General features: G+C 40.7%; 23 protein-coding genes. 9 read left to right on the top strand and 14 right to left on the bottom strand.

The genetic code is table 11. The features are described 5' to 3' along the window. Positions 1 to 72 precede the first annotated feature (72 nt). The 6 genes from AACZ87_RS04860 to AACZ87_RS04885 all read right to left on the bottom strand — a co-directional run bounded on the left by AACZ87_RS04860 (position 73) and on the right by AACZ87_RS04885 (position 6,869). On the bottom strand, positions 73 to 537 hold the full coding sequence (locus AACZ87_RS04860) for a heme-binding domain-containing protein (RefSeq protein ID WP_339865413.1): 465 nt from the start codon (positions 535 to 537) through the stop codon (positions 73 to 75). After that, positions 538 to 933 carry a heme-binding domain-containing protein gene (locus AACZ87_RS04865; RefSeq protein WP_339865415.1) on the bottom strand — a complete coding sequence of 132 codons (396 nt, stop codon included), beginning with the start codon at positions 931 to 933 and terminating at the stop codon, positions 538 to 540. A 263-nt stretch (positions 934 to 1,196) separates the two neighbouring features. Further along, entirely contained in the window at positions 1,197 to 1,835 is a 639-nt protein-coding gene (gene pdeM / locus AACZ87_RS04870) for a ligase-associated DNA damage response endonuclease PdeM (protein WP_339865417.1), read from the bottom strand. A 14-nt stretch (positions 1,836 to 1,849) separates the two neighbouring features. Continuing rightward, positions 1,850 to 4,285: a ligase-associated DNA damage response DEXH box helicase gene (locus AACZ87_RS04875; protein ID WP_339865419.1), complete on the bottom strand. Its 2,436-nt coding sequence runs from the start codon at positions 4,283 to 4,285 to the stop codon at positions 1,850 to 1,852. Beyond that, positions 4,282 to 5,874 carry an ATP-dependent DNA ligase gene (locus AACZ87_RS04880; protein WP_339865421.1) on the bottom strand — a complete coding sequence of 531 codons (1,593 nt, stop codon included), beginning with the start codon at positions 5,872 to 5,874 and terminating at the stop codon, positions 4,282 to 4,284. Before AACZ87_RS04880 ends, AACZ87_RS04875 begins: the two co-directional genes overlap by 4 nt. Before the next feature lie 2 nt (positions 5,875 to 5,876). Beyond that, positions 5,877 to 6,869, bottom strand: coding sequence for a ligase-associated DNA damage response exonuclease (locus AACZ87_RS04885; RefSeq protein WP_339865423.1), 993 nt, complete (start codon positions 6,867 to 6,869; stop codon positions 5,877 to 5,879). Positions 6,870 to 7,049: 180 nt separating this feature from the next. On the opposite strand from AACZ87_RS04885, the gene AACZ87_RS04890 reads away from it, so the two are divergent. After that, entirely contained in the window at positions 7,050 to 7,562 is a 513-nt protein-coding gene (locus AACZ87_RS04890) for a DinB family protein (RefSeq protein ID WP_339865425.1), read from the top strand. A 103-nt stretch (positions 7,563 to 7,665) separates the two neighbouring features. On the opposite strand, the gene AACZ87_RS04895 is transcribed toward AACZ87_RS04890, so the two are convergent. After that, positions 7,666 to 7,944, bottom strand: a complete 279-nt coding sequence (locus tag AACZ87_RS04895) for a hypothetical protein (RefSeq protein ID WP_339865427.1) — start codon at positions 7,942 to 7,944, stop codon at positions 7,666 to 7,668. A gap of 485 nt (positions 7,945 to 8,429) precedes the next feature. On the opposite strand from AACZ87_RS04895, the gene AACZ87_RS04900 reads away from it, so the two are divergent. The 6 genes from AACZ87_RS04900 to AACZ87_RS04925 all read left to right on the top strand — a co-directional run bounded on the left by AACZ87_RS04900 (position 8,430) and on the right by AACZ87_RS04925 (position 16,899). Continuing rightward, on the top strand, positions 8,430 to 9,419 hold the full coding sequence (locus AACZ87_RS04900) for a glycosyltransferase family 2 protein (protein WP_339865429.1): 990 nt from the start codon (positions 8,430 to 8,432) through the stop codon (positions 9,417 to 9,419). A gap of 4 nt (positions 9,420 to 9,423) precedes the next feature. Then, positions 9,424 to 11,241: an ABC transporter ATP-binding protein gene (locus AACZ87_RS04905; RefSeq protein WP_339865431.1), complete on the top strand. Its 1,818-nt coding sequence runs from the start codon at positions 9,424 to 9,426 to the stop codon at positions 11,239 to 11,241. Next, positions 11,238 to 12,182, top strand: coding sequence for a glycosyltransferase family 2 protein (locus AACZ87_RS04910; protein ID WP_339865433.1), 945 nt, complete (start codon positions 11,238 to 11,240; stop codon positions 12,180 to 12,182). Before AACZ87_RS04905 ends, AACZ87_RS04910 begins: the two co-directional genes overlap by 4 nt. A 71-nt stretch (positions 12,183 to 12,253) precedes the next feature. Continuing rightward, a complete protein-coding gene (locus tag AACZ87_RS04915; protein WP_339865435.1) occupies positions 12,254 to 13,186 on the top strand; it encodes a glycosyltransferase family A protein in 933 nt (310 codons plus the stop codon). 26 nt (positions 13,187 to 13,212) lie between these two features. Beyond that, a complete protein-coding gene (locus AACZ87_RS04920) occupies positions 13,213 to 14,052 on the top strand; it encodes a glycosyltransferase family A protein (protein WP_339865437.1) in 840 nt (279 codons plus the stop codon). A 153-nt stretch (positions 14,053 to 14,205) separates the two neighbouring features. Then, positions 14,206 to 16,899 carry a discoidin domain-containing protein gene (locus AACZ87_RS04925; protein ID WP_339865438.1) on the top strand — a complete coding sequence of 898 codons (2,694 nt, stop codon included), beginning with the start codon at positions 14,206 to 14,208 and terminating at the stop codon, positions 16,897 to 16,899. A 63-nt stretch (positions 16,900 to 16,962) separates the two neighbouring features. Here the strand turns inward: AACZ87_RS04925 and AACZ87_RS04930 are convergent, their stop codons facing one another. Further along, complete coding sequence (locus tag AACZ87_RS04930; RefSeq protein WP_339865439.1) at positions 16,963 to 17,982, bottom strand: aldo/keto reductase; 1,020 nt, start codon at positions 17,980 to 17,982, stop codon at positions 16,963 to 16,965. Between the two features lie 165 nt (positions 17,983 to 18,147). On the opposite strand from AACZ87_RS04930, the gene AACZ87_RS04935 reads away from it, so the two are divergent. Beyond that, positions 18,148 to 19,431: a DUF3472 domain-containing protein gene (locus AACZ87_RS04935; RefSeq protein WP_339865440.1), complete on the top strand. Its 1,284-nt coding sequence runs from the start codon at positions 18,148 to 18,150 to the stop codon at positions 19,429 to 19,431. A 115-nt stretch (positions 19,432 to 19,546) separates the two neighbouring features. On the opposite strand, the gene AACZ87_RS04940 is transcribed toward AACZ87_RS04935, so the two are convergent. Both AACZ87_RS04940 and AACZ87_RS04945 read right to left on the bottom strand, forming a co-directional pair. After that, positions 19,547 to 20,305, bottom strand: coding sequence for a hypothetical protein (locus AACZ87_RS04940; RefSeq protein ID WP_339865441.1), 759 nt, complete (start codon positions 20,303 to 20,305; stop codon positions 19,547 to 19,549). A 51-nt stretch (positions 20,306 to 20,356) separates the two neighbouring features. Then, complete coding sequence (locus tag AACZ87_RS04945) at positions 20,357 to 20,950, bottom strand: hypothetical protein (RefSeq protein WP_339865442.1); 594 nt, start codon at positions 20,948 to 20,950, stop codon at positions 20,357 to 20,359. 303 nt (positions 20,951 to 21,253) lie between these two features. On the opposite strand from AACZ87_RS04945, the gene AACZ87_RS04950 reads away from it, so the two are divergent. Beyond that, positions 21,254 to 22,132, top strand: a complete 879-nt coding sequence (locus AACZ87_RS04950) for an aldose 1-epimerase family protein (protein WP_339865444.1) — start codon at positions 21,254 to 21,256, stop codon at positions 22,130 to 22,132. Between the two features lie 56 nt (positions 22,133 to 22,188). Here AACZ87_RS04950 and AACZ87_RS04955 read toward each other — a convergent pair whose 3' ends face one another. From AACZ87_RS04955 to AACZ87_RS04970, 4 genes are all read right to left on the bottom strand, one after another. Continuing rightward, entirely contained in the window at positions 22,189 to 22,833 is a 645-nt protein-coding gene (locus tag AACZ87_RS04955) for an NAD(P)H-binding protein (RefSeq protein WP_339865445.1), read from the bottom strand. 192 nt (positions 22,834 to 23,025) lie between these two features. Further along, positions 23,026 to 24,105: a PmoA family protein gene (locus tag AACZ87_RS04960; protein WP_339865447.1), complete on the bottom strand. Its 1,080-nt coding sequence runs from the start codon at positions 24,103 to 24,105 to the stop codon at positions 23,026 to 23,028. A 66-nt stretch (positions 24,106 to 24,171) separates the two neighbouring features. After that, on the bottom strand, positions 24,172 to 25,023 hold the full coding sequence (locus tag AACZ87_RS04965) for a sugar phosphate isomerase/epimerase family protein (RefSeq protein ID WP_339865449.1): 852 nt from the start codon (positions 25,021 to 25,023) through the stop codon (positions 24,172 to 24,174). 67 nt (positions 25,024 to 25,090) lie between these two features. Continuing rightward, entirely contained in the window at positions 25,091 to 26,461 is a 1,371-nt protein-coding gene (locus AACZ87_RS04970) for a Gfo/Idh/MocA family oxidoreductase (protein ID WP_339865451.1), read from the bottom strand. Positions 26,462 to 26,555 lie beyond the last annotated feature (94 nt).

Consider the following 26,555-nt stretch of genomic DNA (forward strand, 5'->3'; position numbering starts at 1 on the left):
TTGAAAGTAGAGCTACCGCATAAAAAAAGGTCTAGGAATTAACCAGACCTTTAGACTAGTTGAGAATAAATTTTAATACTCCTCAGCTAGAATATCCATGGTAGCTTCAGCCCAATCGACTATTTTCTGGCGCTGCGCATTATCCAAATCTGCCTCAGCATGCATGGTAACATAGATAGGTAAAGGCATGTGCGCCTCCTCTACATTGGAGTAAATATCATCCAAAATAGCCAACTGGTCCATCAGCTCGTAATCAGCCCAAGTAGAAAAGTTGACCTCTTCCCTTCCCACTCGCACATCTTTGGCTACCAACCAAGAGACAGGAGCCACATGGGAATACCAAGGATACTGAGTTGTATTGCTATGGCAGTTGTAACAGGCTGTTTGCAATAAATCTGCCACCTCTCCGTCAACTATCCCAGAGCCCAGCAAATCTCCAGGATTATCATGCTCCACAGGCGGAAGATCTACGGGGACCAATTGAATTGCAAGTATAATCAGGACTATCGCTAGGATGATGTAATGCCAAGCCTTCATTTACTCACCTTTTTTCTTTTTTCCTGCACTCCAATCCATCAGGATTTCCTTCTCTTCGTCAGAGAGTTTACCTTCTGGTCTGTTTTCCAAAAACTTCGCGGGAGGCATATCGCCTTCTGTCAGCACCTCATTGATTTTAGACATAGTCGCCAGTTGCTTGGATTTCTTTTCCGCTTCGAAAAAATCCCAATCCAACTTCTTCTTGCCCTTTTCATTTTTAGAATCAGCATTATGGCAACCGTAGCACTTTTGCTCCACTACAGCTTTCACATTAGCAGGCATTTTTGCATCGAATAGAATAAGATCTGGGTGTTTTTCAGCTTCTGGCTTTTGGGAAGCCTGAAAAAACAAGAGGCCTACAATCGCAGCCACAGGGAGTAAAGCAATTCTTTTCATAGTCATAGGGGTTAGTAAAAGATTATTTTGAATTTAATACGTCTTAGAGATACAATAAGATGATCTACCCATTTTTTTTCTATAAAAATTTGATAAATGGCAAATTTGAAGACTATTCTATGTTTTCGACTGGGGATTGGACTCCTCGACTTGGACAGGCATTCACTAATTTTTCTTTCAAAAAAATTAAATCAGGATCCCCAACTTATTTCTACGCCTATTGTGAGGATTGGTATGCTCTACTAAATCGGATAAAACACAGACTATAAGGGAATAACCTCCTCCGGAAAAACTGCATAAATCTTAGCTCTACTTGCTTTTTTCAACAAATGCAACCCGGTAAGTTGGCCGAAAGCGGGTAGAATCAAGGTCTGCTTATGATGGTAAAAACATGGCAATCGAAAGCTTTGCCTTCCCTTACTTTTGATCAGGACGCCAGGATGAATATGACCCGAAATGGTAAGTTTCTCTTCTCTGGCTTCATTCGTAGGCTCATGTGTCAATAGAAGGTGCTCCCCCACTCCCAGCTCAGCCACTACTTCTATACTTGTTTCCTGCATGATTTCAGGAGCTAAAATATCATGGTTTCCTTTGGTGAGTACAAAGTGAATACTTGGGAATAATTGGATAAAATTCTTCAAATCCTCCCATTCCTTATTCAAGCTGCTATGAAATAAATCTCCCAAAAAAACTACTTTGCTTGGCTCAAGAGAAGTGATTAGTGCATGTAAACGCAGAAAATCTGGTGAGATTTCAGGAAGCGGAATCATAATCCCTTCCTTTCGAAAATGGGAGGCTTTTCCCAGATGAACATCCGCAATCACCAGCATCCGGTGTTTAGGCAAAAAAGCTACTTTCTCAGGCAAAAACTGAATTAACTCCTCTTTGTAATAGAAATCCATGATTCATTTCGGAGCTATTTAAACTCCAACGTGTCTTTAAGTTTGCCTAATCTAGTCTGCCAATCTTCATTGCTGTATCGCTCGCGGAAGGACTCTGCGAAAATAGGAAAAGAAAAGGGAGTAAGCTTGGAAGGAAAGGTCAACTTAATCGCATGCGAACTGATCCGCACGAAGGCTTCAACCATTCGGGCTGATTCCAACTGAAAATCCATCACCTCATCATACGCTTCTCTTAGCAGCAAATTACCGGGATCATAGTCTTCAAACACCGAGAAAAACAAGGCAGAATTTGCCTGTAAATGACGTGTTTTAATGGGTTTACCGGGATAGCCTTGGAAAACCAAACCTGCGATACTAGCAATATCCCTGAATCTACGTCTTGCCATTTCAGTGGTATTGATCCCCAATCGGATATCCTGAAGTAGATCTTCAGTCGTAAAAAGCCCCAATTCCAAGGCTTCCTCAACGGGTATGGGAGAATCTGACAGAAGCTCAAAACCATACTCATTGGTTGCGATGCTGAAGGTTGCCGCTTTAATTTTACTCAATCGATAAGCGATCACAGCCGCCATTCCCTCATGTACAAACTTCCCATCAAAGGGATACACAAAGAGATGATAGCCATACTTGGTTTGTATGCTTTCCATCAAAAGTGTTCCGCCCTCTGGTAGGACGGAAAGCTCTTTTTGTTTTTCAAAAAGTGGCTTAAGGAAATGCAATTCAGAATCTTTTTTGGATATCCGCTGATGCACCATATCCATAGAATGCCGCAAGGCCACTCCAAGATCTGAGGATAGCGGTAGCCTCCCACCCATCCAGGAAGGAATTGCTCCTTTTTTACCCGTACTATTTCTCACCAAAGCCTGCATTTCCCGCACCTTGATCAGCTCCAGATTCCTGCCAGAAAACCAAAAGTTATCACCTGGCTTTAGTCTTGAAATAAACCATTCCTCAATCGTTCCCAGGTATTTCCCGCTCATAAACTTCACCTGCATCATAGAATCACTGACAATCGTACCTATGTTCAGCAGATGTCGATGAGCTATCCTGCGGCTGGTGACTTTAAAAACACCTTCTTCTGCCACCACTTTATGAAATTCATCGTATGCTCCGAGAGATCTGCCTCCTTTAGTGATCATCAGTAGACACTCGTTGAATTCATCTCTGGAAATCGAGGAAAAACAATGGGTGCTCTTCACTTCGTTGAAGGTTTCTTCTGCTTTGAATCCTTCGGAAATGGCAAGGGTAACGAGGTATTGTAGAAGAACGTCGAAGGATCTGATGTAAGGAATTCTCTTTTCCATCATTCCTTCTTTGACTGCATGCTTCAATGAAGCCCCTTCCATGATTTCCAAGGAATGAGTAGGTAGAAAATATACCTTGCTCAATGCTCCGGGCTGGTGTCCACTCCTTCCTGCACGCTGCAGAAATCGGGCTATTCCCTTCGGAGAACCTATTTGCACCACAGCATCGACGGGGCGAAAATCAACTCCAAGATCTAGGCTACTCGTACAGATCACAGCTTTCAGATTTCCTTCATGCAAGGCAGCTTCCACCCAAACACGAATCTCGTTGCTGAGGGAACCATGATGCAGCGCAATCGCTCCAGCCCATTCCGGCATTAACTCCAGCAATTGTCGATACCAGATTTCTGCCTGAGAACGGGTGTTGGTAAAAAGTAAAGTGGATTGGCTTTGCTCTATGATAGGAATAACTTTCTCTGCCATGTGAACGCCCAAATGACCTCCCCAAGGAAAACGCTCCAGGACATCTGGCAACAGTGTTTCTATCTGAATTCTCTTTTTTATAGCCGATTTGATCAGCACACCTGGGTTGCTAGGACCAAGTAAGATCTCCCTAGCTTCATCCAAATTGCCAATGGTAGCTGAGATACCCCAGATTTTCAGCTTAGGATTTAAGGCCTTGAGCCTGCTCAATGCTAGTTCTATCAAAACACCTCTTTTGCTGCCCATCAGCTCATGCCACTCATCCACAATTACAAATTCCAACTCGGAAAAATAGTCTGTGTATCCTTTGCTGGCCATCAGGATATGCACACTTTCTGGAGTTGTCACCAGTGCTTGCGGTGGCTTTTTCTTTTGCTGCTGACGAATCTTAGTCGTAGTATCACCAGTTCTCAATCCTATCTCATAATCGAGCGCAAGATCTTCGCTGACCACGTTGGTGGCATGGTGGATTTCGCTGGAAAGTGCCCGTAAAGGTGTGATCCACAAGCAATGAAGCTTTCGCCCATTCTTGCCTTTTTTCACTTTTCTCTGAATGTAATAGTGATGTAAAACGCCAAACCAGATTGCCATGGTTTTCCCATAGCCAGTTGGGGCATTCAGTAAGCCTGATCTGCCTTTTGCCATGGCTGACCATGTTTTCTGTTGAAAATCATGGGCAGTCCATCCCTCGTTGGAAAACCAAGCATCTGCGAAACTATTCATGGGTTTACCGCTTCTATTAGCTGCAATAAATCGCTTTTGGTATTCGCATCTTTGGGGGATTTATCCTTTCTCCAACGGAGAATTCTAGGAAATCTAAGTGCCACGCCTGACTTATGCCTAGGGCTGGAATTAATTCCTTCGAAAGCTATCTCAAATACATATTCCGGGTTTACACTTCGAACGGGACCGAATTTCTCAATCGTATTTCTCTTTATCCAACTGTCCAAAACTTTGATTTCTGCATCACTTAGGCCAGAATAGGCTTTCGCAAAAGGAACAAGAACATCCCCGTCCCAAACTGCAAAGGTGTAATCTGTATACAAATTGGCTCGCCTGCCATGGCCACTTTGCGCATAGAGTAGCACTCCGTCTATTGTCATTGGATCAGTCTTCCATTTCCACCAGTTGCCACGCTTCCTGCCAGTTTCATAAGGACTATTTTTTCGCTTGAGCATCAAACCTTCGCATTGATAATCACGGGCATTTTCCCGAAATTCTCCAACATCCTGCCAATTAGTAAAGTCCATAGCTTCGGAAAGCAGAAGAACATTTCCTGACTGGCTTTCAATTACATTTTTTAGAATAATCCTTCGATCTGCCAATGGTTTTTGTCTTAAGTCTAGTCCCTGATATTCCAAGATATCAAAACAAACCATGACCAGCGGTGCTTCCTTGAGGTATTTCTGAGAAATGTTTTTTCTACCAATTCTGGTTTGCATCACCTGAAAAGGCAAAGGACTACCATCCCGCCAAGGAATGATTTCACCGTCAAGTACGGTACCGTTTGGTAAGGAACTTTGCAGTGAATGAAACTCCGGAAACTTATCCGTCAACAGCTCCTCTCCTCTACTCCAAACAAAAAGTTCATCGTTCCTAACTATGATTTGCCCACGAATTCCATCCAACTTTTTCTCTATATACCAATCATTACTATCTCCCAAGGTATCTGGCTCTTCATCAAGTGGATAAGCCAGAAAAAATGGATACGGAAGATGGTGTTTATTCAGGTGATTATCTCCTTCAAACATAGAGGACATACTCTCCTCATAGGGATCCCATTTCCCCATCAATTGATGCGCAATAGAAGTCTGCTCTTGGTCCAAGTACTTCGCGAGCGCTTTAATCACGAGTTGCTTGGAAACTCCCATTCTGAAATTTCCTGTGATCAGTTTATTGAAAACAAACCGCTCTTGCACCGGCGTACTCATCCAATAGTAAGTAATTCTTGCTTTTTTCACTTCTGAGGGCAAATCAGTCAATTCCTTTAGAAAATCCAAGGTCTCCCGCAAGGAAGATTCTTGCTCTTGCTGGTGAGTTGGAAGTATCAGAGCTATCGCTTCTGCAAGATCCCCTACCACATGATAAGATTCCTCAAAAAGCCATAAAGGCAAATCTGCTAATTCGGCAGCCCATTCTCTCAGCTCGGAGGTTTTGACTGGTCGTTTTGGACGGTTGCCTATCAAAATAGAAACCGCGAAAATCTTATCCTCCTCCTCAGCATGAGTGAAATAGTCCACCATGGCCATGATTTTCTGATTGGTCTTGGTGGTCTGGTCAATTGCCGTGAAAAGTTGGGTAAAGGCCTTCATGTTTAGTCTAGGTCTCCAGTTACAGGTTCGAATTGGGTTTTAATCTCCACAGCATTGAGATGGTACTTCTCTGTAAGCCATTTGGCGAAGGTATTTTGGTAGCCGTGGGTGACGTAGATGTTCTCTGCTGCTGTGCCTAGCACAGCATCGTTAAGCTGTTCCCAATCGCAATGATCCGATAAAACAAAACCTCTGTCCACTCCTGAACGTCTTCTGGCGCCTCGCAGCTGCATCCATCCGCTGCAAATTGCTATTCTTGAAGGTTTGAATTTACTAATCCAAGGAGTACCTAGCGCTGAAGATGGCGTAATGATCATACTACCTTTGATTGATTTACTATCCATCTCTGGATTCACCCAAGTACCCGGAAAATCGAATCCATTTTTATTAAATGCATTATTGACATTTGCGACCGCTCCATGAAGATATATTTCACCAATACTTTGGTCCAAGTTATGGAGAATAGATTGGGATTTGCCTAACGCATAGGCCACGACTATGGAATTATAGCCCTCCGCTGCATTTTGTCGCCACCATTGGTTGATACTTTCATAAATTTCTGCTGCAGTGGGAAACTTATAAATAGGAAGTCCAAAGGTGGATTCAGTGATAAAATGATGACAGGTAACAGGCTCAAACGGAACACTGAGACCATCAGACATCAATTTATAATCTCCTGAAACCACCCAGATTTCGCCTTTATATTCCAGACGAACTTGGGCAGACCCAATGATATGTCCAGCTGGATGCAGGCTTATTTTTACTCCGTTAATGGAGATTTCCTGACCGAAAGCCAATCCTTGAACAGCGATCTCCTCACCCAATCTTAATTTCAGAATAGGAATGGTATCCAGGTGGCAGAGGTATTTTCGATTTCCTTTTCTGGCGTGATCACTATGGCCATGAGTAATGATGGCCGATTTCACAGGCCTCCAGGGATCTATGTATACATTCGCTTGTGGACAAAAAATGCCCTTATCGGTAAATTCCAGCATGGAAAAGTATTAAACTAGTATGAATCGGTATGGTGAATTACAACTTTTGTACCGACCTGAATGTTTTGCTTGGTGGAAGACATAAGCTGTCAAGCTTACCTTATATTACTGGATGATCCTGGTGAGCTATTGAAAAGTAGACTTGTGTGACAACCGAATTGTAACTTTGAACATACACCTATGAACAAGCAACCTGAATTTTGGCTAAGAGGGGCAATACCTGAATATCAGGCTGAGTTGCAGCCTGTGATTCACGCCATCCTTCAAGCTCAGGAGGAAATCCATAGCCTCATGAAGGATTTTCCAGACAATTTACTTTGGGGGAAACCTGCAGGAATGGCTAGTCCTGCCTTTCATCTGCAGCATATTGCTGGAGTTTTAGACCGCATGGCTACCTATGCAAAAGCAGAAACACTAAGTGCGGAACAATTCGACTATTTGAAAGCGGAAGGAAAGGAAAAGAGTTCTGTAACTACCGAAGCTCTGATTGAACAGCTAGATCAACAGATTGCAGAGTTTCTAGCTTACTTGGCAGAGGTCAAGAACGAGAAGCTGACAGACTATCGGGGAGTTGGGCGAGCTCATTTACCATCCACTGTGGGAGGGCTACTTTTCCATGCTGCTGAGCATATGCAGCGGCATTTCGGACAGCTGCTGGTGACTGTGAAGGTATTATTAGTAAAAAGTACCTAATCGGGGAAGAATAGTTAGTCCTAAAATTAAGCAGTAGCCATTCTCCCCAAAAAGGAAAAGTGTTCAAATCTCAACTAGAATTGCTTAAACAAGCTTGCATAGCTTACCTGGATTCTTCTTGAAGTGCTGCTATATTATTGTCCTTGAAGAATTTATCTCTGTATTCTTGAAACTCCTCTTCAAGGGAAGTGACCAAAGAGAGGTTACTATCCACATTTGACCACATTTCAGGCAATTTTTTCTCCAACATGCTGACGCCGAGATTGATGTTATCTGCTTCAATTTTGGATATTTTTTTCAAAACAGAGAGCTGACTGTTCTTCAAATCATCAAATTCTCTCAGAATCTTATCCATCATTTCTACTTTCTCTAATTTATCCATGATTGCGTTTAATTAAGTTTAAAGGATTTACCTATGTACTTAATATACAACAATTATCGTGCGGGGGGAAATACTAACAACCAGGTAATACCTGTTTCCCTACAATTGTAAGGGCCTTTCCGCATTCAAAAACCCAAGTTAATAGGGCAATTTTCTGAATTCTATTTGATAAGATATGATACTCCAGCGACTTGGAAATTCGGTTACTTAATCTATCCTATGTTGACTTGAGGCGATGCAGGTTAGATTTAATTTTTGAAAAATTAGTACGTATCAAAACATCAAATAAAATTTACTTTTTTCAAGGAATTATTTTTTTGATCTACGCAACAATTACTTCATAATCAATTGAATGATTTTTGAATAGCTTCTCAAAAAGAAACATTCACTCATTACGTTTTTCGTAAAATTTCTATCAAAAAATAAATCTTTTGTAGCGTTTAAGAGAATCTAATCGTTAATCATATAACTAAACCACTACTATTTTGAATAAAACCATTTCTGTGGTTCTTCCCAATTTTAACGGAAAGAACCTCTTAGAAGAATATTTACCCCATACAATAAAAGCTTTAAAACTAGCCGATTGTACCTATGAAATAATTGTTGTGGATGATGCGTCGACCGATAATTCCATTCCTTTTTTGGAAGAGCAATATCCAGATATCATAACTATTAAAAATTTGCAGAACAAAGGTTTTTCCTATTCATGCAATCAAGGGATAGTGGCTGCTAAAAACGACTTGGTTCTACTACTAAATTCTGATGTAAAACTGTCGCCTACTTACTTACAAAAGCTAATTCCATATTTTGATGACGAGGATACTTTTGGAGTCATGGGACAAATTCTCGATAGTTCAGGGGCTAAAATTGAAGTTGCTGCCAAAATCCCAAGATTCAATGGTTATAAACTAAAGTCGGATAAACAAGCAATCCCTAAAGATCTCATTTCACCTAAACTTCCCACCACCTTCCTTTCAGGAGCAAATTGTTTGCTATCACGGGAGAAACTCATGGAGCTGGAGGGATTTGATGAGATCTATTCACCTTTCTATACTGAAGATCTCGATCTCAGCATACGTGCTTGGAAGTTAGGCTGGAAATGTTTTTACGAACACCAAGCCACTTGCCTCCATCTAGGCTCGCATACCACCAAAACCCATTTTCAGAAAGTTAAAATCAAGGAGATCTATTTCAGAAATAGGATGTTTTTTCATGCTATACACCTAAATCGCAAAGACCTAAAGCGCTGGCAAATCCAACTCTTCTTTTTGGAAGTAATCCCAAAACTATTGCTTGGACAATTCTGGATACTGAAATCCTATCTGGGTCTACTCGATCACAAGCATCAAATTCAGAAATCAAGGAGAAAAATAAGAAAGCTCATGATGCAAAATCAAGGGAGAAAAAGCATAGCTGAAGTGACAGGAATTATTAATTCCCTTTTGGTAAACAAAGAGTTAACTATTTTACAATAAGGCTATGCAGATCTATTGGCGATTACTCTCTTTTGCAAAACCCATCGAGAAATACGCAATTCCTTATGTGATTTTTACGATTTTGGCTGTGGTGTTCAATACGCTGAACCTTGCCTTGCTAGCTCCTCTACTCAGCACCTTATTCAAAGAACAAAGTACCGAAGTGCTCAAGCCTGAATCCTGGCTAGACATCATGGATTACTTCAATTATTATGTATATCAGGTTCAGCATCAATGGGGAGCTTATGAAGCCCTTAGATGGGTTTGCCTCTTTATTTTTATTTCAGTCTTACTGAGCAATACATTCCGGTACATATCTCAACGAGTGATCGAAAATTTGAGAATTTATACCCTACTCAACCTTCGGAAATCGGTATTCAATCATGTAATGGACTTGCATGTGGGCTACTTCAATGAGCAAAGAAAGGGGAACATTATCGCTAAGATCACTTCCGATGTGCAGGTAGTGCAATACTCTGTAACCAGTACTCTGCAGGTGCTGTTCAAAGAACCCTTTCAGCTGCTAGCTTACCTTTTTATACTTTTCGCGATTTCATTTAAACTCACGCTATTTGCCATGTTGGTCATTCCGATTTCAGCTTTTGTAATCTCCAAGATTGTAAAAAAACTTAAAGCACAGGCAACCGAAGCGCAAGAAAGGTTTGGATTGATGGTTAGTTACTTGGATGAAGCACTCTCCGGGATTAAGATTATCAAAGCTTTCAATGCTACCAAACGCATCAAAGACAGATTTCATGAGGAGAATGTGAAATTCTCAGAGCTAGGAAGAAAGATGTCCTATAGACAGCAGCTTGGATCTCCTGTGTCGGAGCTCCTGGGCGTAGTGATGGTACTTATCATCGTACTTTATGGTGGTTCCCTTGTCATCAGCAATCAATCTGAACTTAGCGCTTCAGCATTTATTACCTACATCGCTATTTTCTCTCAGATTATGCGACCTGCTAAAGCCATTACAGAATCTTTCAGCACCATCCATGCGGGTATCGCTGCTGGTGAGCGAGTATTGGAACTGATAGATGAAAAAGCCTTAATTCAAGACCAAAAAGCGCCTTTTATACTACGAAACTTGGACAAAGGCATTGCACTGCAAGACGTAAGTTTTTCCTATGGTCATGAAAAAATCCTTAAAAACGTATCGATGGTGATTCCAAGAGGATTTACAGTTGCACTTGTAGGTCCATCCGGTGGAGGCAAGTCCACTTTGATGGATTTGATTCCTAGATTCATAGATCCTCAGGAAGGAAGTATCCGATTTGATGGCATTGATATCAAAGACGTATCAAGTGAATCATTACGCTCAATTATCGGGATAGTGAATCAGGAATCTATCCTTTTCCACGACTCGATAGCCAACAATATTGCTTTTGGAAATCCTGAAGCTTCGGAAGAAGAAATAGTGCAAGCTGCTAAGATTGCCAATGCCCATGATTTTATAAGTAAGACTCCCAAAGGATATGACTCTAATATTGGAGATAGAGGTACCAAACTTTCCGGTGGTCAAAAGCAGCGGCTTTGCATAGCAAGGGCTGTTTTGAAAAACCCTCCTATCCTTTTACTTGACGAGGCCACTTCAGCTTTGGATACTGAGTCAGAGTTTTTGGTACAGGACGCACTGAATAAACTGATGCAGAATAGGACGACGCTGGTGATTGCCCATCGCCTGAGTACCATACAAAATGCAGACCTGATCCTAGTCTTGGATAAAGGTAAGATCATAGAGCAAGGAACTCATTTCGAGCTTTTGGTGCAGGAAGGACTGTATAGCAAACTTATCGATAAACAACAATTCTCGCAGGCATGACTTTATCCAAAACACCACTGATCTCTATAGCCATGTGTACTTACAATGGCGAGAAATACCTGCGCAAGCAGCTGGATAGCTTGGTTAACCAAACCTATCCCCATGTCGAAATTTCAATTTTTGACGATTGCTCCAGTGATGGGACAATTGCTATTATTCTGGAATACATAGAGCTATTTCCTCAGATAAAACTCAAGCAAAATCCCAGCAATCTTGGATATCAAAGGAATTTTGAGGCAAACTTTCAAGCTTGTTCAGGAGAACTAATTGCTCCTTGTGATCAGGATGATATCTGGGATTTGAACAAACTAGAGAAGCTATATGCTATCCTGGATGACAATATATTGGTCTACCACGATTCTGAACTGATAGATGAGAAGGATCAAAGTATGAAATTGAGCATGGGAAGTCGGCTCAATTTTGTAAGAGGAAAAAACCCTTCGCCCTTTCTCTTCTTTAACTGTGTATCCGGTCATAGCATGTTATTTAAAAGAGAACTACTCCAGCATATTTTCCCATTTCCGAAAAAGGGTTTTTATGATCATTGGATGGTTTTTGTGGCTTCGCATTACGGAAGTATAGATTTCACTACGGAGTGCTTAGTGAAATATAGGCAGCATCAACAGAATCTGACGGATATATTGGGTGCAAAGCGCAAGGAAACCAAGCTCCAAACTACTATATCCAGGATACAGCGAGAAAATGATTGGTTGGAAATATGTGCTGAATATGAAAAACAAAGGCAAGGGCCAGGTTTTAATACGCATCTTTTTGAACAGGGAAAAAATCGGGACACTAACTATTTCAATTTTGGATTCGGTTTTACGATATGGAAGCACCAAGATGACTTACTCCATATTCCCAAGCAAAAACCGAAGAGAAGACTTGGATTTGCCATCCGCCAAATCTGGGGAGTTAAAACAAAAACCATTTTCAAATAGCGACTTCCAAGGGCCACAAAAAATCACATTTTGGGAATATTGTTAAGCTTTTAAAGACAACTCATAAACCTATGAAAGTATCTGTAATCATACCTAGTTATAACTACGCTGACTTTTTACCTGAGTGTTTGGAATCTGTTCTGGCTCAGACTTGGCAAGACTGGGAAGTCTTGATTATTGACGACGGTTCTACTGATAATACCAAGAAGGTTGCTGAAAAATACCAGAAAAAAGACTCACGAATTATCTATCACTACCAAGAAAACAAAGGGCTGTCCAATGCAAGAAATACGGGCATAAACCTTAGTAAAGGTGAATACTTACAATTTTTGGATTCGGATGATATGATCAGTCAAGATAAACTCACTTTACAAGTTGCACATCTTGAGCAGAACCCAGATCTATCACTTTCCTACTGCAAAAGCTGGTATTTTCTGGGTACTACTCCAGATCAATTACATTCTGATTTACTTCTCCAAAACAGCACAACTCACCCCGTTCTTGATGGGAAGGGGTATGGAATCCTCCAGGTCCTGACAAAAGGAAATTTCACAGCAGTTTCCAGTCCACTAATCCGCAGGTCAATTATTGAGGAATACAGGCCTTTTCCAGAGTCTGTGACCAATTCCGAAGATTGGTATTTCTGGTTAAAAACAGCGCTTAAGGGACATCACTTCCAGTTTTTAGATAATCCACTGGCATTTACAAAAATACGTGTGCATGGAAAGAGCATGAGCCAAAAAACATTTTCCATGTACTATGGAGAGTTACAACTTAGGAATTGGCTTGATGGCCAACTTCAGCAAATAGAACTTAAGCCTAATGAAAAACAGAATCTCCTGATTTTAAATAAGGTTCAAGAAGAAAAGTTATTTGAACATGCAATGCTCACAGGGCCACTTTGGAATATAGGCCATCTTAAAAAAATGTATGAGCTGGGGGACTTTCAGCGCTTGCTCAAATACCACAAAAAAGCCCGAGAACATCAAAAATCTATTCTTTAGACTAACTATACTAACACCAACCAACTATGAAAATCAATAACCACAGCCCTTTGGTATCAGTAATCATACCTTGTTTCAACCACGAGATGTATTTGGAGGAAGCAGTGAATTCTGTACTTAAGTCAACTTTCAAAGAAACTGAAATTATCATTGTTGATGATGGTTCCACAGATGGTTCTTTTATTAAAGCCCGCGAACTAGCCAAACTGTATCCAGACAAGATTAAGGTTTTTGCTCAAGCAAATGCAGGTCCTTCAGTTGCCAGAAATTTTGCAATTGAAATGGCAAAAGGAACCTATATTTTACCACTAGATGCTGACGATAAAATTGGTAGAAAATACCTTGAAAAAGGAATTAAACAATTAACATCAGATAGAGACACAAAGCTAGTTTATTGCGAAGCAGTAAAATTTGGGCTTAAAACTGGGAAGTGGAACCTTAAACCGTTTTGTCCAGCAGCGCTAGCAAAAGACAATATGATTTTTGTTTCGGCACTATTTAAAAAGGAGGATTGGGCGAAGACTGGAGGATTCGATGAGCGTATGAAATGGGGTTGGGAAGATTGGGAATTTTGGATTAACCTGCTCAAAGATGGAGGAAAAGTTAAAAAATTAGCCTACATAGGTTTTTACTATAGAATTCATAGTATTTCCCGGCGAAAATCTGTCTGTAAAAAGGCGAAGAAAATGACTATTGAGTTATTGAATCAAAAACATGCTGGCTTTCTAAAACAGCATTTGGGCGGCCCAATTCGTAATCCCAGGAGCTGGTCTAAAACAATCAATTTAATTCTCCCCTATTTAACGTTGTTTTCCGCCTATCGATATAGAGAAAACCTTCAAGCACTAAGACTCGAAAAAAAATAAGTCATACTCTAATTCAGTACTCAAATCCTACTAAAACTGACACAATTACTCTTTCGGTAAGGGCATTAAGCTAAGAATCCTATATTTTGTAATCGCTTCTTTAAAAAGAAGTAAATCAACAATAAACCTATTCATTCTAGCAACATGCAGCAGATGCGTTTTTCTAAAAAACTTTCACTTATCTATGGAGTAATACTGGCCTTTTTGGCAAGCTGTACTCCAGAAAAATCCCCTTTTGATGTTTCACCTTCGGATTCTATGGATCCCAAAAGACTGGAGCAGCCCTACCCTTCCATCAGTATTCCCGCAGATGCAGATTTGGAATCGCCAGTTTGGAAAGGGATAGATCTCAGTCCAAAGCCACCAGTCATTCCTGTTTCGGCCAATGAGCAATTGAAATCCTTTGTACTTCAGCCAGGATACAAGCTTGAGCCTATTTTATCCGAACCTCAAATCAGGGAACCTGCAGCTATACAGTTTGATGGAAATGGGCGAATGTATGTCCTCGAACTCAGAACCTACATGCAGGACATCGACGCCAACGGTGAGCTAATGCCAACATCTAGGATTTCTAGATGGGAAGACAAGGATAATGATGGAGTTTATGAAACCAGTGTCATATTCTTGGATAGCCTTGTGTTTCCACGTTATGTAGTTCCTTTTGGAAAAAACACCATTTTATCCATGGAGTCAAATGAAGACAACGTCTACAAATACACCGACACTGATGGAGATGGAAAAGCAGATAAAAAAGAGCTTTTTGCTTCAGGACTAGGGAGGTCAGGAAATGTGGAGCATCAGACTAGCTTTCTCACTTGGACGATGGACAACTGGATGTATAGTACGTATAATTCCCGAAGAATCCGCTGGACGCCGGATGGTGTAATCCAAGAGCCAGCCGGAAACCCTTGGGGTCAGTGGGGAGTAACTCAGGATAATTATGGACAAACTTGGTTTCAAGATGGAGCTGGTGGAGTTCCGCAAAGCTTTCAATTCCCATTGGTTTATGGAAATTTCGGAGTAAAAGGTCAGTACAAAGATGGTTTTAGAGAGCCTTTTAGCTTGATAAAATTGGCTGATTTCCAACCAGGAATGCGAGAAACAAAACCTGACGGCTCACTCAGTAATGTGACCGGATCTGCAGGAAATGACGTTTTCCGTGGAGATAGGTTACCAAAAGAACTGCAAAACAAATACTTCTACGGTGAGCCTGTGGCACGAATAGTACGCCAAGTTAATGTGGAAAAAACTGACGGCTTGTCTTATATCCAAAACCCTTACAGAGAATCTCAGTCAGAGTTTATCCAATCTACCGATCCACTTTTCAGACCTGTGGATATTGCCACTGCTCCTGATGGCACCATGTACATTGTAGACATGTATCGCGGGATTATTCAGCAAGGAAACTGGACTCAAGATGGCAGCTACCTACGCACAAAAATCCAGCAATACCAAATGGATGATGTGGCAGGGAATGGTCGTATTTGGAGATTGACCTACGAGGGAATGGAAAGAAATAAGGAGAAGCCAAAGATGCTGGATGAAACATCTGCAGAACTCGTACGCCACCTAAGCAATCCAAATGGCTGGTGGCGAGACAAAGCTCAGCAGTTGATTATTTTAAATCAGGATAAATCAGTTGTTGGTGATTTAGAAAAACTAGTAAACACTTCAGACAATGAATTGGCTCGAATTCATGCCCTATGGACGTTGGAAGGATTGAATTCTCTAAAGCTTGCCACAGTGAAAAAACTGATGCAAGACCCGAATCCTGAAATTAGAAAACAAGCTTTGAGAGCTAGTGAAACACTCTATAAGTATGGAGAGAAAAGCTTAGCTGCAGACTACAAAGCAATGGTGAAGGACTCAAATAAAGAGGTGGCGCTGCAAGCCTTGCTAAGTGGCTATGTGTTGACAATCGATCAGACCGAGGATTGGATCAATTCTACTTTGAAGGCTGATCCCTCTGAAGGAATCCAGCTAGTCGGAACTCAACTTATAGAGCGCATGGCAAAGGAAAAAGAACTTGCCGCTACTCAATTTGCGCCTGAGGAACTGGCTTTATTCACCAAGGGTAAAACTATTTTTGACAGCTACTGCTCTACTTGCCATGGGCCAAAAGGGCTTGGAACTCCGACTGGTGGAGGTGAGTTGATTGCTCCTGCATTCTCAGGTTCTCCTAGACTGATGGGTCATCCAGAATACGCAGTCAAAACTCTTCTTCATGGCTTGAATGGAGCAATAGATGGAAAAGAGTATGAAGGAGTAATGATTGCAATGGATACCAATGACGATGAGTATATCGCTTCAGTAGTTTCTTACATCCGAAATGACTTTGGGAATAAAGGAAGTTTTGTAAGTCCTGAATACGTTGCTGAAATCAGAAAAGAAACTGCAAGCAAAGAAGACACCTATGATTTCGATGAATTAATTGGTGAAATCCCAAAGGCGCTATCCCTTCAGGATAATTGGAAGGTAACAGCCAGCAGTACCGCATTACAAGGTGTAGGATCGACAAAAGATCCATCTTATGCATTCAGTTATAAAGGTTGGAAAACAGAAACCACACAGAATCCAGGAATGTGGTTCGTAGTGGAACTTCCAAAAGACAGAAACCTCACAGAGATTCAGTTCAATTCTGGAGACAAAGAATTCCCTGAGCATTATACAGTCTCCATTTCTAAGGATGGCAAAAGCTGGAATGAAGTTGCGAATAAGTCCGGTGAAAAAGGAGTAAATACAGCTCAATGGAAATCCAACGAAACTGCGAGATTCCTTAAAATAGAAGCCACAGAAAAAGGTGAAGAACCTTGGGCGATGAGGTCTTTGACGCTTTATGCGAGGTAATACTTTTCCAGAATAGCCAATAAAAAACCTGCAGTCTTAAAACACTGCAGGTTTTTTTTGTATCTATTTCCTATAGTTAGCCTGTCTTTCGACCATCCAACCTGGATATTGCAAAGGCAGAGGATTTACCTTATCAATTTTTCTAAGGTCATCTTCTGTGAGCAAAAGTTGGGTGGAATCAATATTGAGTTTCAACTGATCTAAAGTTTTCGCACCAATTATTGTACTGGTAATCCCTGGCTGCTGACGCACCCAAGCTAAAGCCACTTGCGCAATACTTGCATCATGAATTTTGGCAAGATCTCCCATAACATCTACTAAGTCATATGCTTTTTCCTTGTCAATTGGTGGAAAATCAAACTTTGCTCTTCTGGAATCTGCATCCTCTCCTTCACGGGTAAATTTCCCTGTTAAGAAACCACCAGCAAGTGGACTCCAAGGAAAGATCGCCAGATTATGATCTACTGCCATTGGAACCAATTCATGTTCGATATCGCGGCTTACGGCAGCATAATAATATTGCAGACCGATGAACTTGTGCCACCCTCTATAATGGGCGATTGCTTGAGCTTTGGCCACCATCCATGCCGGCCAATTGCAAATCGCGATATACCGCACCTTGCCCGTTTCGACGATATCATTTAAGGAACGAACGATCTCTTCTAGAGAAGTCAATGGATCTACTCCATGCACATAAAGTATATCCACATAGTCTAATTGAAGCCTTTTTAAACTTGCATCTACCGAATTGAAAATATTGTATCTGGAGAGTCCAGCGCTATTTGGCTTGTTTTTCATTTTTGCCAAAAGCTTCGTTGCAATGACCACTTCATCTCTTGGAACAGAAAGATCGATGAGACTCTGGCCAAGCAACTGCTCGGACTGACCAAAGGAATAGACATTGGCGGTATCGATAAAATTGATTCCCGACTCTATCACAGCTCCCATCATCTCGTTTACTTCGTTTTGCTGCAGTTTGCCAATGTTGGACCACATATCTTCGTCTTGTCCGCCAAAAGTCATTGTGCCAAAGCAAAGTTCGGAAACCTTTAAGCCAGTGTCACCAATAGAATTGTACTTCATAAGTAAAAATGGATTTAGAAATTGTTAATGATTGTGTAAGTAAAACTAAAGCGATCCAAAAACAGTTGCGTCACTCCTTTAATATTTCCTTAAAAGCCATTTGATTCATTCAAAAGGGCAGAAAATCACCTAGACACCACTATCTTTAGGTCAAAATATTCTAAAATGAAATCAAGATTTACCTCCCTATTTTGCCTCTTAATCACTCAACTTACTTTTTCATCTCCACTGGATTTTCAAACTATTCAAGTTATTCCTCTTGGAGGGAATACCTTTCAATCCCAAGGTTCTCAAACCGAAAAAATAAGTAAAGATGGAATCATGAATTGGAAATATTCTGATACTGAGTTTTCCGTCTTTGTCAAATCAGAAACTGAAGAGCCTATTTTTCTTGAACTGGATGTTCTTCCTCAGGAAAATGAAAGTAAGATTAGCATAGAACTTAATGGAAATTCGCAAGACCTGAGCCTCTCCTTCGGACAATACGGATTCATTCCTCTAGGTGATTTCAACTTGGTGAAAGGATATAATGAAATCAAGTTAAAAGGACTTGAGAAATCAGGTTCTGACTTCGTGAAAATCAAGAATATTCAGGTTAAATCTTCAAATGAATTGGCTCTGAACTTTGTCAGAGATGACATCGACAACCGATTTTATTGGGGTCGAAGAGGTCCTTCAGTTCATTTGTCATATTCCCCACCCGAAAACAAGAATTTCAAATGGTTTTACAATGAAGTGACCGTTCCTGAGGGATCAGACCCGATCGGCTCCTACTTTATGGCCAATGGATTCGGTGAGGGTTATTTTGGAATTCAGGTAAATTCTGGGACTGAGCGCAGGATTTTGTTCTCGGTGTGGAGTCCATTTAAAACGGATAATCCTGGAGACATTCCCGATTCCGAAAAAATCAAGTTGCTGAAAAAAGGCAATGAGGTTTACACTGGAGAATTCGGAAATGAAGGATCTGGAGGCCAAAGCTATCTGAAATATAATTGGAAAGCTGGAGAAACCTACAGCTTCTTAAATTCCGTAGAGCCTGATGGTAGAGGAAACACGATTTACACTGCCTATTTCATGGATCCAGAAGTAGGAAAATGGATGCTAATTGCGAGTTTCTCAAGACCCAAAACTGACACATGGTATAAGAGACCACATTCTTTCTTGGAGAATTTTGTTCCAGAATCCGGTCATCTAGAGCGCAGGGCAAGTTATGGCAATCAGTGGCTTTGCGATGCTGAAGGAAATTGGCAGGAATTGACTGACGTAAAATTTACGGGAGACGATATCGCAAAACGAGGCTATAGAATGGATTTCGAAGGAGGAGAAAAAGCAGCACAATTTTTCTTGCGAAATGGAGGCTTTTTCAACGGCGAGGTAGAGCTGAACAGCATGCATCTTAGGAAAGCTAAGGGTATCGCTCCTGAGATTAATTTCAAAGAATTGCCATAGAAAAAGTTGAAGTTACACCTGTAGTCCAAACATAAAAAAAGCACCAGTTTCATTAAAATTGGTGCTTTTGAATATAGAAACTGTTGATCAGTTCAATAGCTATAAGGAATTAGTCTTATGACTTATCTTTCTTATCTTTTTTAAATTCTCCATTTTTCAGAGTCATAGCATCCTGCATATTTGCAGTGATGGCTTCATAAGCTTCACCGTTTCCATCGACATTATCTGGTCCTACTTCTACCAGACCATCTCCATTTCCGTCCGATACAAGGTTAGGATCTACTCCTTCCAAAAACTTGTCTAAGTAGAGTGTCAAATAAAGATCTTGCGCACCTGCTACTTCCACTCCTTGATTGAACATCACATTCACTTCTTCTTCCAGATCAATAGAAACCTCAGCAGGAATACCAAACCAACTCGCCTTTGCGAAAACTGACAAACCATACATTTCGTCATCCACTGGAACTTCCATCGTCTTTACCAAATCAAAATCAAGCTTACCGTAAACGCCGTCATAGGCCATTGCAGTACCGATTATTGGCTCATAAATCACCCCATCTTCTATTAATGTAAGCAATTGAGGAGAATTGTTTCTGATCTGAACTATACTTGGCTTATTGCTGTCTTCAGTAGTTCCTCTCAGGATTAATTTCACATTATCCAAAGACACTTTGATATCTGAGATTTCAAAATTCCCATAAACCAAGTTAGTGGTCCTTGCTCCTGGGTCAGCTTCACTGCTTCCCACTGAAGCTACAATACTCACTTCGCTTTGTGCCAATTCCGGAGTTTCTTCATTTTCAGTACATGCTACTGCAAGGACTCCAGCGGAGACTGCAAGTAGGAGATTTCCAATTTTTCTTGTTGTGTTCATAAGTGTTGGGATTAAGTTGATTAATTTATTTAAGGGGTTGTTTATATAGGGTTATAGCGCTTTCCATTTTACATTTTCAAAATTTCCTTCAGTCACTTGAAACAATGTGTCCACTTGGCTATCCAAAGCAGAAAATTGAAAAGAGCCAGAAAACTCACGTTTTGATAAATCTATTTCTGTAATAGTGAGTTTAATTTCTCCTGTATAAAAGCTACTAGCTTTAAATACACTGTTATCAGATTTGACTGAATTTCGCATCTCTACTGCTCCCTTGGCTCCTTCAAATTTTCCAGCCTTTTCATCTAGTAATACCCAGTTAGAGTAGGTAGAACCTGCAGTGATTTCAGAGATGTCATTTCCAGCCAATTGAAAGCCCAATGCTAGCGCTTTCTTGTCATCCTGAACCCGGATACCGTAGACCGTTAACAAGTAGTAATCTTCAGATTCTTCAAGTTCAGCCTTCAAAAACTCTTTAGCTAAAAAGCCTTTACCTCCTTCAGCTTCAAATGGAATTTCATTCAAATTGGCAATGATAACTCCATCATTATCCTTATCCGGAAAGATGTTCTCCATGAAATCACATCCGAATAGAAGTAGAGGAGTAAATGCTAGATAGCATATGCTTTGAATTTTTCTTTTAGACATTAGAATTACAGTTTTTACCAAAAAGCTCAGAAAGATATTTCATGTACATAAACCCAACATTTTGGGTTATTTTCACACAACAACATGTGGATTTAAGATGCTTAATCAGGAAACAAGGCTATAATTTCACCTAGTAGTTCTCTTTTATGAATAGTAGCTCACACCCTATGCCAGCATAATTTTTAAGGTTAGTTCAAGGACAGTTTCATGAGTTGAGTGCCTTACAAAACAAAAACTAGAGCCGGAAATACTTCTTGTAAAAATTAGTTAGGAAAATATTTGAACAGCTAGTTATTTAGAAACATGAATCACCGATTAAAAAATACTGATCTGGAAATACAGGTAAATCAGACAGGAATGGAGCTTAGCTCAATTAGATCTATTACATCAGGTAAAGAATATCTATGGCAAGGAAACCCGACTTTTTGGGCTGGTCAAGCTCCCGTTCTATTTCCAATTATTGGCGCATTAAAAGATGGCCAAACGCTCATAAGAGGCAAGAAATACAGCATGCCTAAGCATGGGATTGTACGGAATTCTGAAAAGCCTGTATTAAAAGCTAAGAATGAAAATTCCCTACTATTTAGTCTGAAATGGGACGAGGAAAGTCTGAAATACTATCCATTCAAATTTGAATTGGAAATCGAGTTTACACTAGATGGAAAGACATTGGAAGTTGTACATACTATCTCCAATCATGGTGACGAACCTATGTTCTATTCCATTGGAGCCCATCCAGCCTTTAATTGTCCTCTGAACGAAAATGAGGTCTATGAGGATTATTACCTTGAATTCGAGCAGACTGAAAACGATTCAACATGGGAGGTTGAACTTTCAGGCTTGATTGGTTTAGATCAGAAACCAGTTTTAAACAATACCAGTATTCTCCCACTACACAAAAAGATTTTTGAACATGACGCATTGATTTTCAAGCGACTAAAATCAAGGAAAGTCACCCTAAAACATCAAACAGAAGGCAGCATTTTAGCTGTGGATTTTGATGATTTTTACTATTTGGGACTTTGGGCTAAACCTGGTGCTCCCTTTATTTGCATAGAACCTTGGTTGGGAATAGCAGACAGCATAGATTCACAACAAAAGTTTGAAGAGAAAGAGGGTATTATGGAATTGCTCGCTGGCAAAAAGGATGTGAAAACATATTCTATTACAATTTTCGAATAGATCCACATGAACTAGAAAAACGCAGCAAGAGTACTTGCTGCGTTTTTTCACTCATCTTATTTGTCAGCTATAAAGGGAGCTTGCTTTATAAACTGCGCTTCAGATAATTGTTTGATCAGGAAAACAGACAAACTGGTAGCTGAAATCTGATCTCCAGGACAATTTTCAAGAGATACAGCTATCTCTTTATTCTCATCATCCAAAATTATCAACGGTAGTCGAACTAGGGGCCAATTCACCTCGCTTTTCAGTAGCAATTCATATTCAACTTGCTTATCACGTGTGGCTACTGGATAGTTCGCATACATCCACTCAGTGGCAGCTTTTTCATAAGCACTTTTGTTATCATTTTCAGCATCTACATTTATCCCTGATACCAAAACATACCGGCTAATCCTGTGCTTTTTCATTGCCTTTAGGATTACTGTAGTCCCCTCTGAGGAAATCGTGTTTTTACTGGGTGGCAACCCCCAACCCAGCGTGCTAATAACGGCCCCACATCCTTCCAAAAGCTTTGAGACAGATGATTCATCCAAAACGTCTCCTACAATTACTTCGATTTGATGATCAAATTCAGGTGCTCGATCTGGATTTCTGACCAACATTTTTATATGGAAACCATGCTTGACAAGCTCTTTGACTAAGAATTTGCCTGATTTTCCAGTTCCGCCGATTACGGCCATTTTCTTACTAATATTCATGAGGTTCTTTATAAAATGTGATAAAAATATACCCTACACAGTTCCTGAGGGAATGTGTTATTCTACTGCTTTGAGCAGTAGAATGGGTGATTCAGCTATTTTAGAAAGAGATTTTAATAGGTCAAACTTACTACTATTAGGTAGACTTAAAAAGTAAAAGGGAGCTAGATTCTAGCTAGCTCCCTCAATAAATTACTTAGCCCATTCGATGTAATCCCGATTGACTTGGCCATCTTCCACATTTTCATTTGAGTAGATGATGATTCTATATTTGAAAGTTGCCGATTGTCCTTTGTCCAGTTTGAAGTTAAGTTCGTCCTTTCCATCACTTAGGGCTTTTTGTCCAAGTGGATTGGCAGCGAACAAACCATACCCACGTGCATGCCAGTAAGTTGGATAGCCTGGGTTAGATGGGAAGTCAAGGATAGCTACTGAGATATCTTCATCGTTAATTTTTCCTGAGAGACTCACCCAGTTACCTCGGGTTCCCCAGACATCATCACCTTTAATTCCCTCACTGCTTAGATACATTCCTGTGATTCCCTCATTGTTCATCGTAGGTACATCTGTTGCTTTCCCTGAGGCATCAGTGAAGATCTCTGGCTTATTAGAAGGGTGTTCCAATTGCCTAGCGGTACGAAGACCCAGCATACCTTCCTTATTGTCAGTAAGTTTCACCTCTCCATTTGGAGCAGTTAAAGTAGCTATTCTGTCAATCGTTCTTTGATTCTCTTTACCACTAAATATAAATGTGGTATTCTCTGTCAACAGAACCTCGCCTTGGTCATTCATCCAATCTAAACTTACTTCTAAAACCCCTTCTTCGTTACCACTCTTCACTGAATTGATGGATTTATGAACGATATGTCCATACTTAGACTTGTCGGTAATAGCGGAGGAATTATTCCAAAAGTCAAGGCCATTTACATCACCGTAGTTGAACCAAAGTCCCAAATGATGGGGATGATCCACTCGTTCTCCAGGTCTTGGAGTGACGGGCCAGCCTCTGGTGATTGCTGTTCCGTTTGCAGTATTGATTGGATAAAGAACAGGCTTCTCCAAGGAATCCGGATAGATGTATGAAGTGAAAAATTCACCATCAATGATTACATCGACTTTTTTAGCTACCTCATCCTGTATCAGTTGTATTCTATCTTCCATCTGTTCGGGTTCTGATTGTTCTGCTTTTTCCTGAGCACCACCACATGCATAAGACATTGCTGATAAGGCTAATACAGCGGAGTATTTAAAGAGTTTGTGTTGATTATTCATCGTATTTAAATTCTGGATTTAGTGTTTTTGAGTTTTAGTAATGAGCGTATAAATCTAATTATCAGATCATTTTGATTTTTTCAGCGTATTAAATAAAGCCAGTTGTTCTTTAAGAGCAGCTACTCTATCGGCAGGCTCAGTCCGGGCTTCCATCAGGATCCAACCGTCATACTTGATATCATTGAAGAGTTTGAAAAGCTCTGGGTAAGGATAATCCCCTTCATTGAATTCGCGCACGTGAACGGTGTCTCCGAACCACTTTTTCACTGAATTGAAGTTTGCTTCCAAGCCAGGAGGCAACAAATCTTCGGCATTGCAGTTCCAACAGATTTTCACTGCTGGTTCAGTTACCTGATCAAAAATCGCCTTCATAGTAGGAAGCTCCTGAGTCAAATGCCCATGTACTTCCACTCTAACAAATTGCCCATAATCAGCGGCAAACTTTCCAACTTCATTGAAAGACTCAGCGATCTGGGCTATTGTTTTTTCTTTAGGAACATCAGCTGGTAGGTTATTTGGTTTAACCTTAATTCCTGTAGCACCAATATCCTTGCAGAGCTTGATGTATTCCTTGGTGCCCTCTATGTTTTTGCGGAGTACGGTAGGATCAGGACTATGGTATTCGAAATTACTTCCGTATCCCAAGCAAGTCACCTTACTATCCTTAAAAAGTTTTTTCACTTCTGCACGCTCGGCCGCATTAAGGCTTGTTTCCACCCCATGCGCATGCTCGGTGCGAAGTTCCACTCCTAGCACCCCTGCTTTTTCACAGTTTGCAATTAGCGTTGGTAGATCCCAATCTTTCCCCCATTGGTAAGTTACTAAGCCAAACTTCATCCCTGATTTTGCGCTTGCAAGGGCATCTATAGGAAATTGCATCGCTGCTAAACTTAAGCCGGCAGCCATACTCTTTTGCATAAAATCTCGTCTTGAATTGCTCATTGATTCTATATAGTGTGAATTATTAAGTAGTAGAAAGTTGGAATTAGACCTTATTAGGAACTGTGTAAGGGTCACGATAATCTCTGGTCAACATCTTGTTTGCTTCTTTGTCTTTGACAAATTTTTCTTCACTACCATCAAATCGAAGTTCACGACCAGTCAGGTAAGATACATTTGCAATCAATGGAAGTACAGACGACTTGAAGCCTTCTTCAATATCGCAATGTAGGGTCTCATTATTTCCTGCTCTGATTGCATCGAGGAAGTTGGCGTAATGCTCAGCACCACCCGGGGCAGCCAATACTTGGTTATTTGGTGCTGGAGCAGCTCCTTTTTTTGATTGGGCAAAAGGCTCCGCTTCTTTCTCACGAAATGCTTTCCAAGTGCCACCATCCAATTCTAAATACCCTTTGGTACCATAAAAAACATTTCCGATATGGATATCTAAGCTAGATTCACCATTGGTATATCTACCTCGGGTCTCAAATTCGAGCATAGTTCCGTCAGCATATTTGAATGTTGATGTTTGCGTATTTGGAGTTTCCTGAGAGCATTCGTTTGGATCTATACCATAAATTCCTCCAGCGGAATAAACTGAAACTGGGTGCTCATTCTTATTCATTCCCCAGCGAGCTACGTCAAATTGATGCGGCCCTTGGTTGCCAGTATCCCCATTTCCTGTGGCCCAGTGCCAATGCCAGTTGTAGTGCACTTTCTTTTCATTATAAGGAATCATCTCTGCGGGTCCTCTCCAATAGTCGTAATGAAGTGAAGCCGGCGGCGTACTATCTGCCACTTTTCCAAAAGAATCACGTGGTTTGAAGCAAGTCCCTCGTGCCATGTAAACGTCTCCAATTCCTCCTCCGTGGAGGAATTCCATCGCTTCCATCACATTGGCAATTGATCGGTTTTGGAATCCTACCTGAACTCGTCTATCATACTTTCGGGCTGCTTCCACCATTTTTCTGCCTTCCCAGACGTTATGACTGGCTGGCTTTTCTATGTAGACATGCTTTCCAGCCTGACATGCCCAGATCGTGGCCAGCGCATGCCAGTGATTTGGAATTGCCATAGAAAGGGCATCTAATTCCTTATCTTCCAGCACCTTTCTTACATCCCACTCTGTCGATGGCGTAATACCTGTCTTTTCTATAACCACTTTCGATTTCTCTGAGAAATATTGCTCATCAGCATCGCATAGAGTTTTCAACCTCACGTTTCGATTATCCTTCAATGCACACCATTGATTGATATGATTGCTGCCTTGGCCTCGAATTCCCACCACTGCAATATTAATTCGTTCATTTGCTCCAATGATAGAAGCGTATGATTTGGCACTCATGCCCATGCCAGCTATGGCTATTCCGGCGGTACCTAAGAGACTTTTCTTTATGAATTCTCTTCTTTTTTCCATTTGAATTCAGATTATAGGGTTTATTGTAGTTACTAAATAGTGTTATAGATTATTTGTTTTACCCTTAGATAAACAGTATTTCAGCTATGAATTT

The organism is uncultured Algoriphagus sp. (assembly GCF_963974365.1).
Lineage (GTDB): Bacteria > Bacteroidota > Bacteroidia > Cytophagales > Cyclobacteriaceae > Algoriphagus.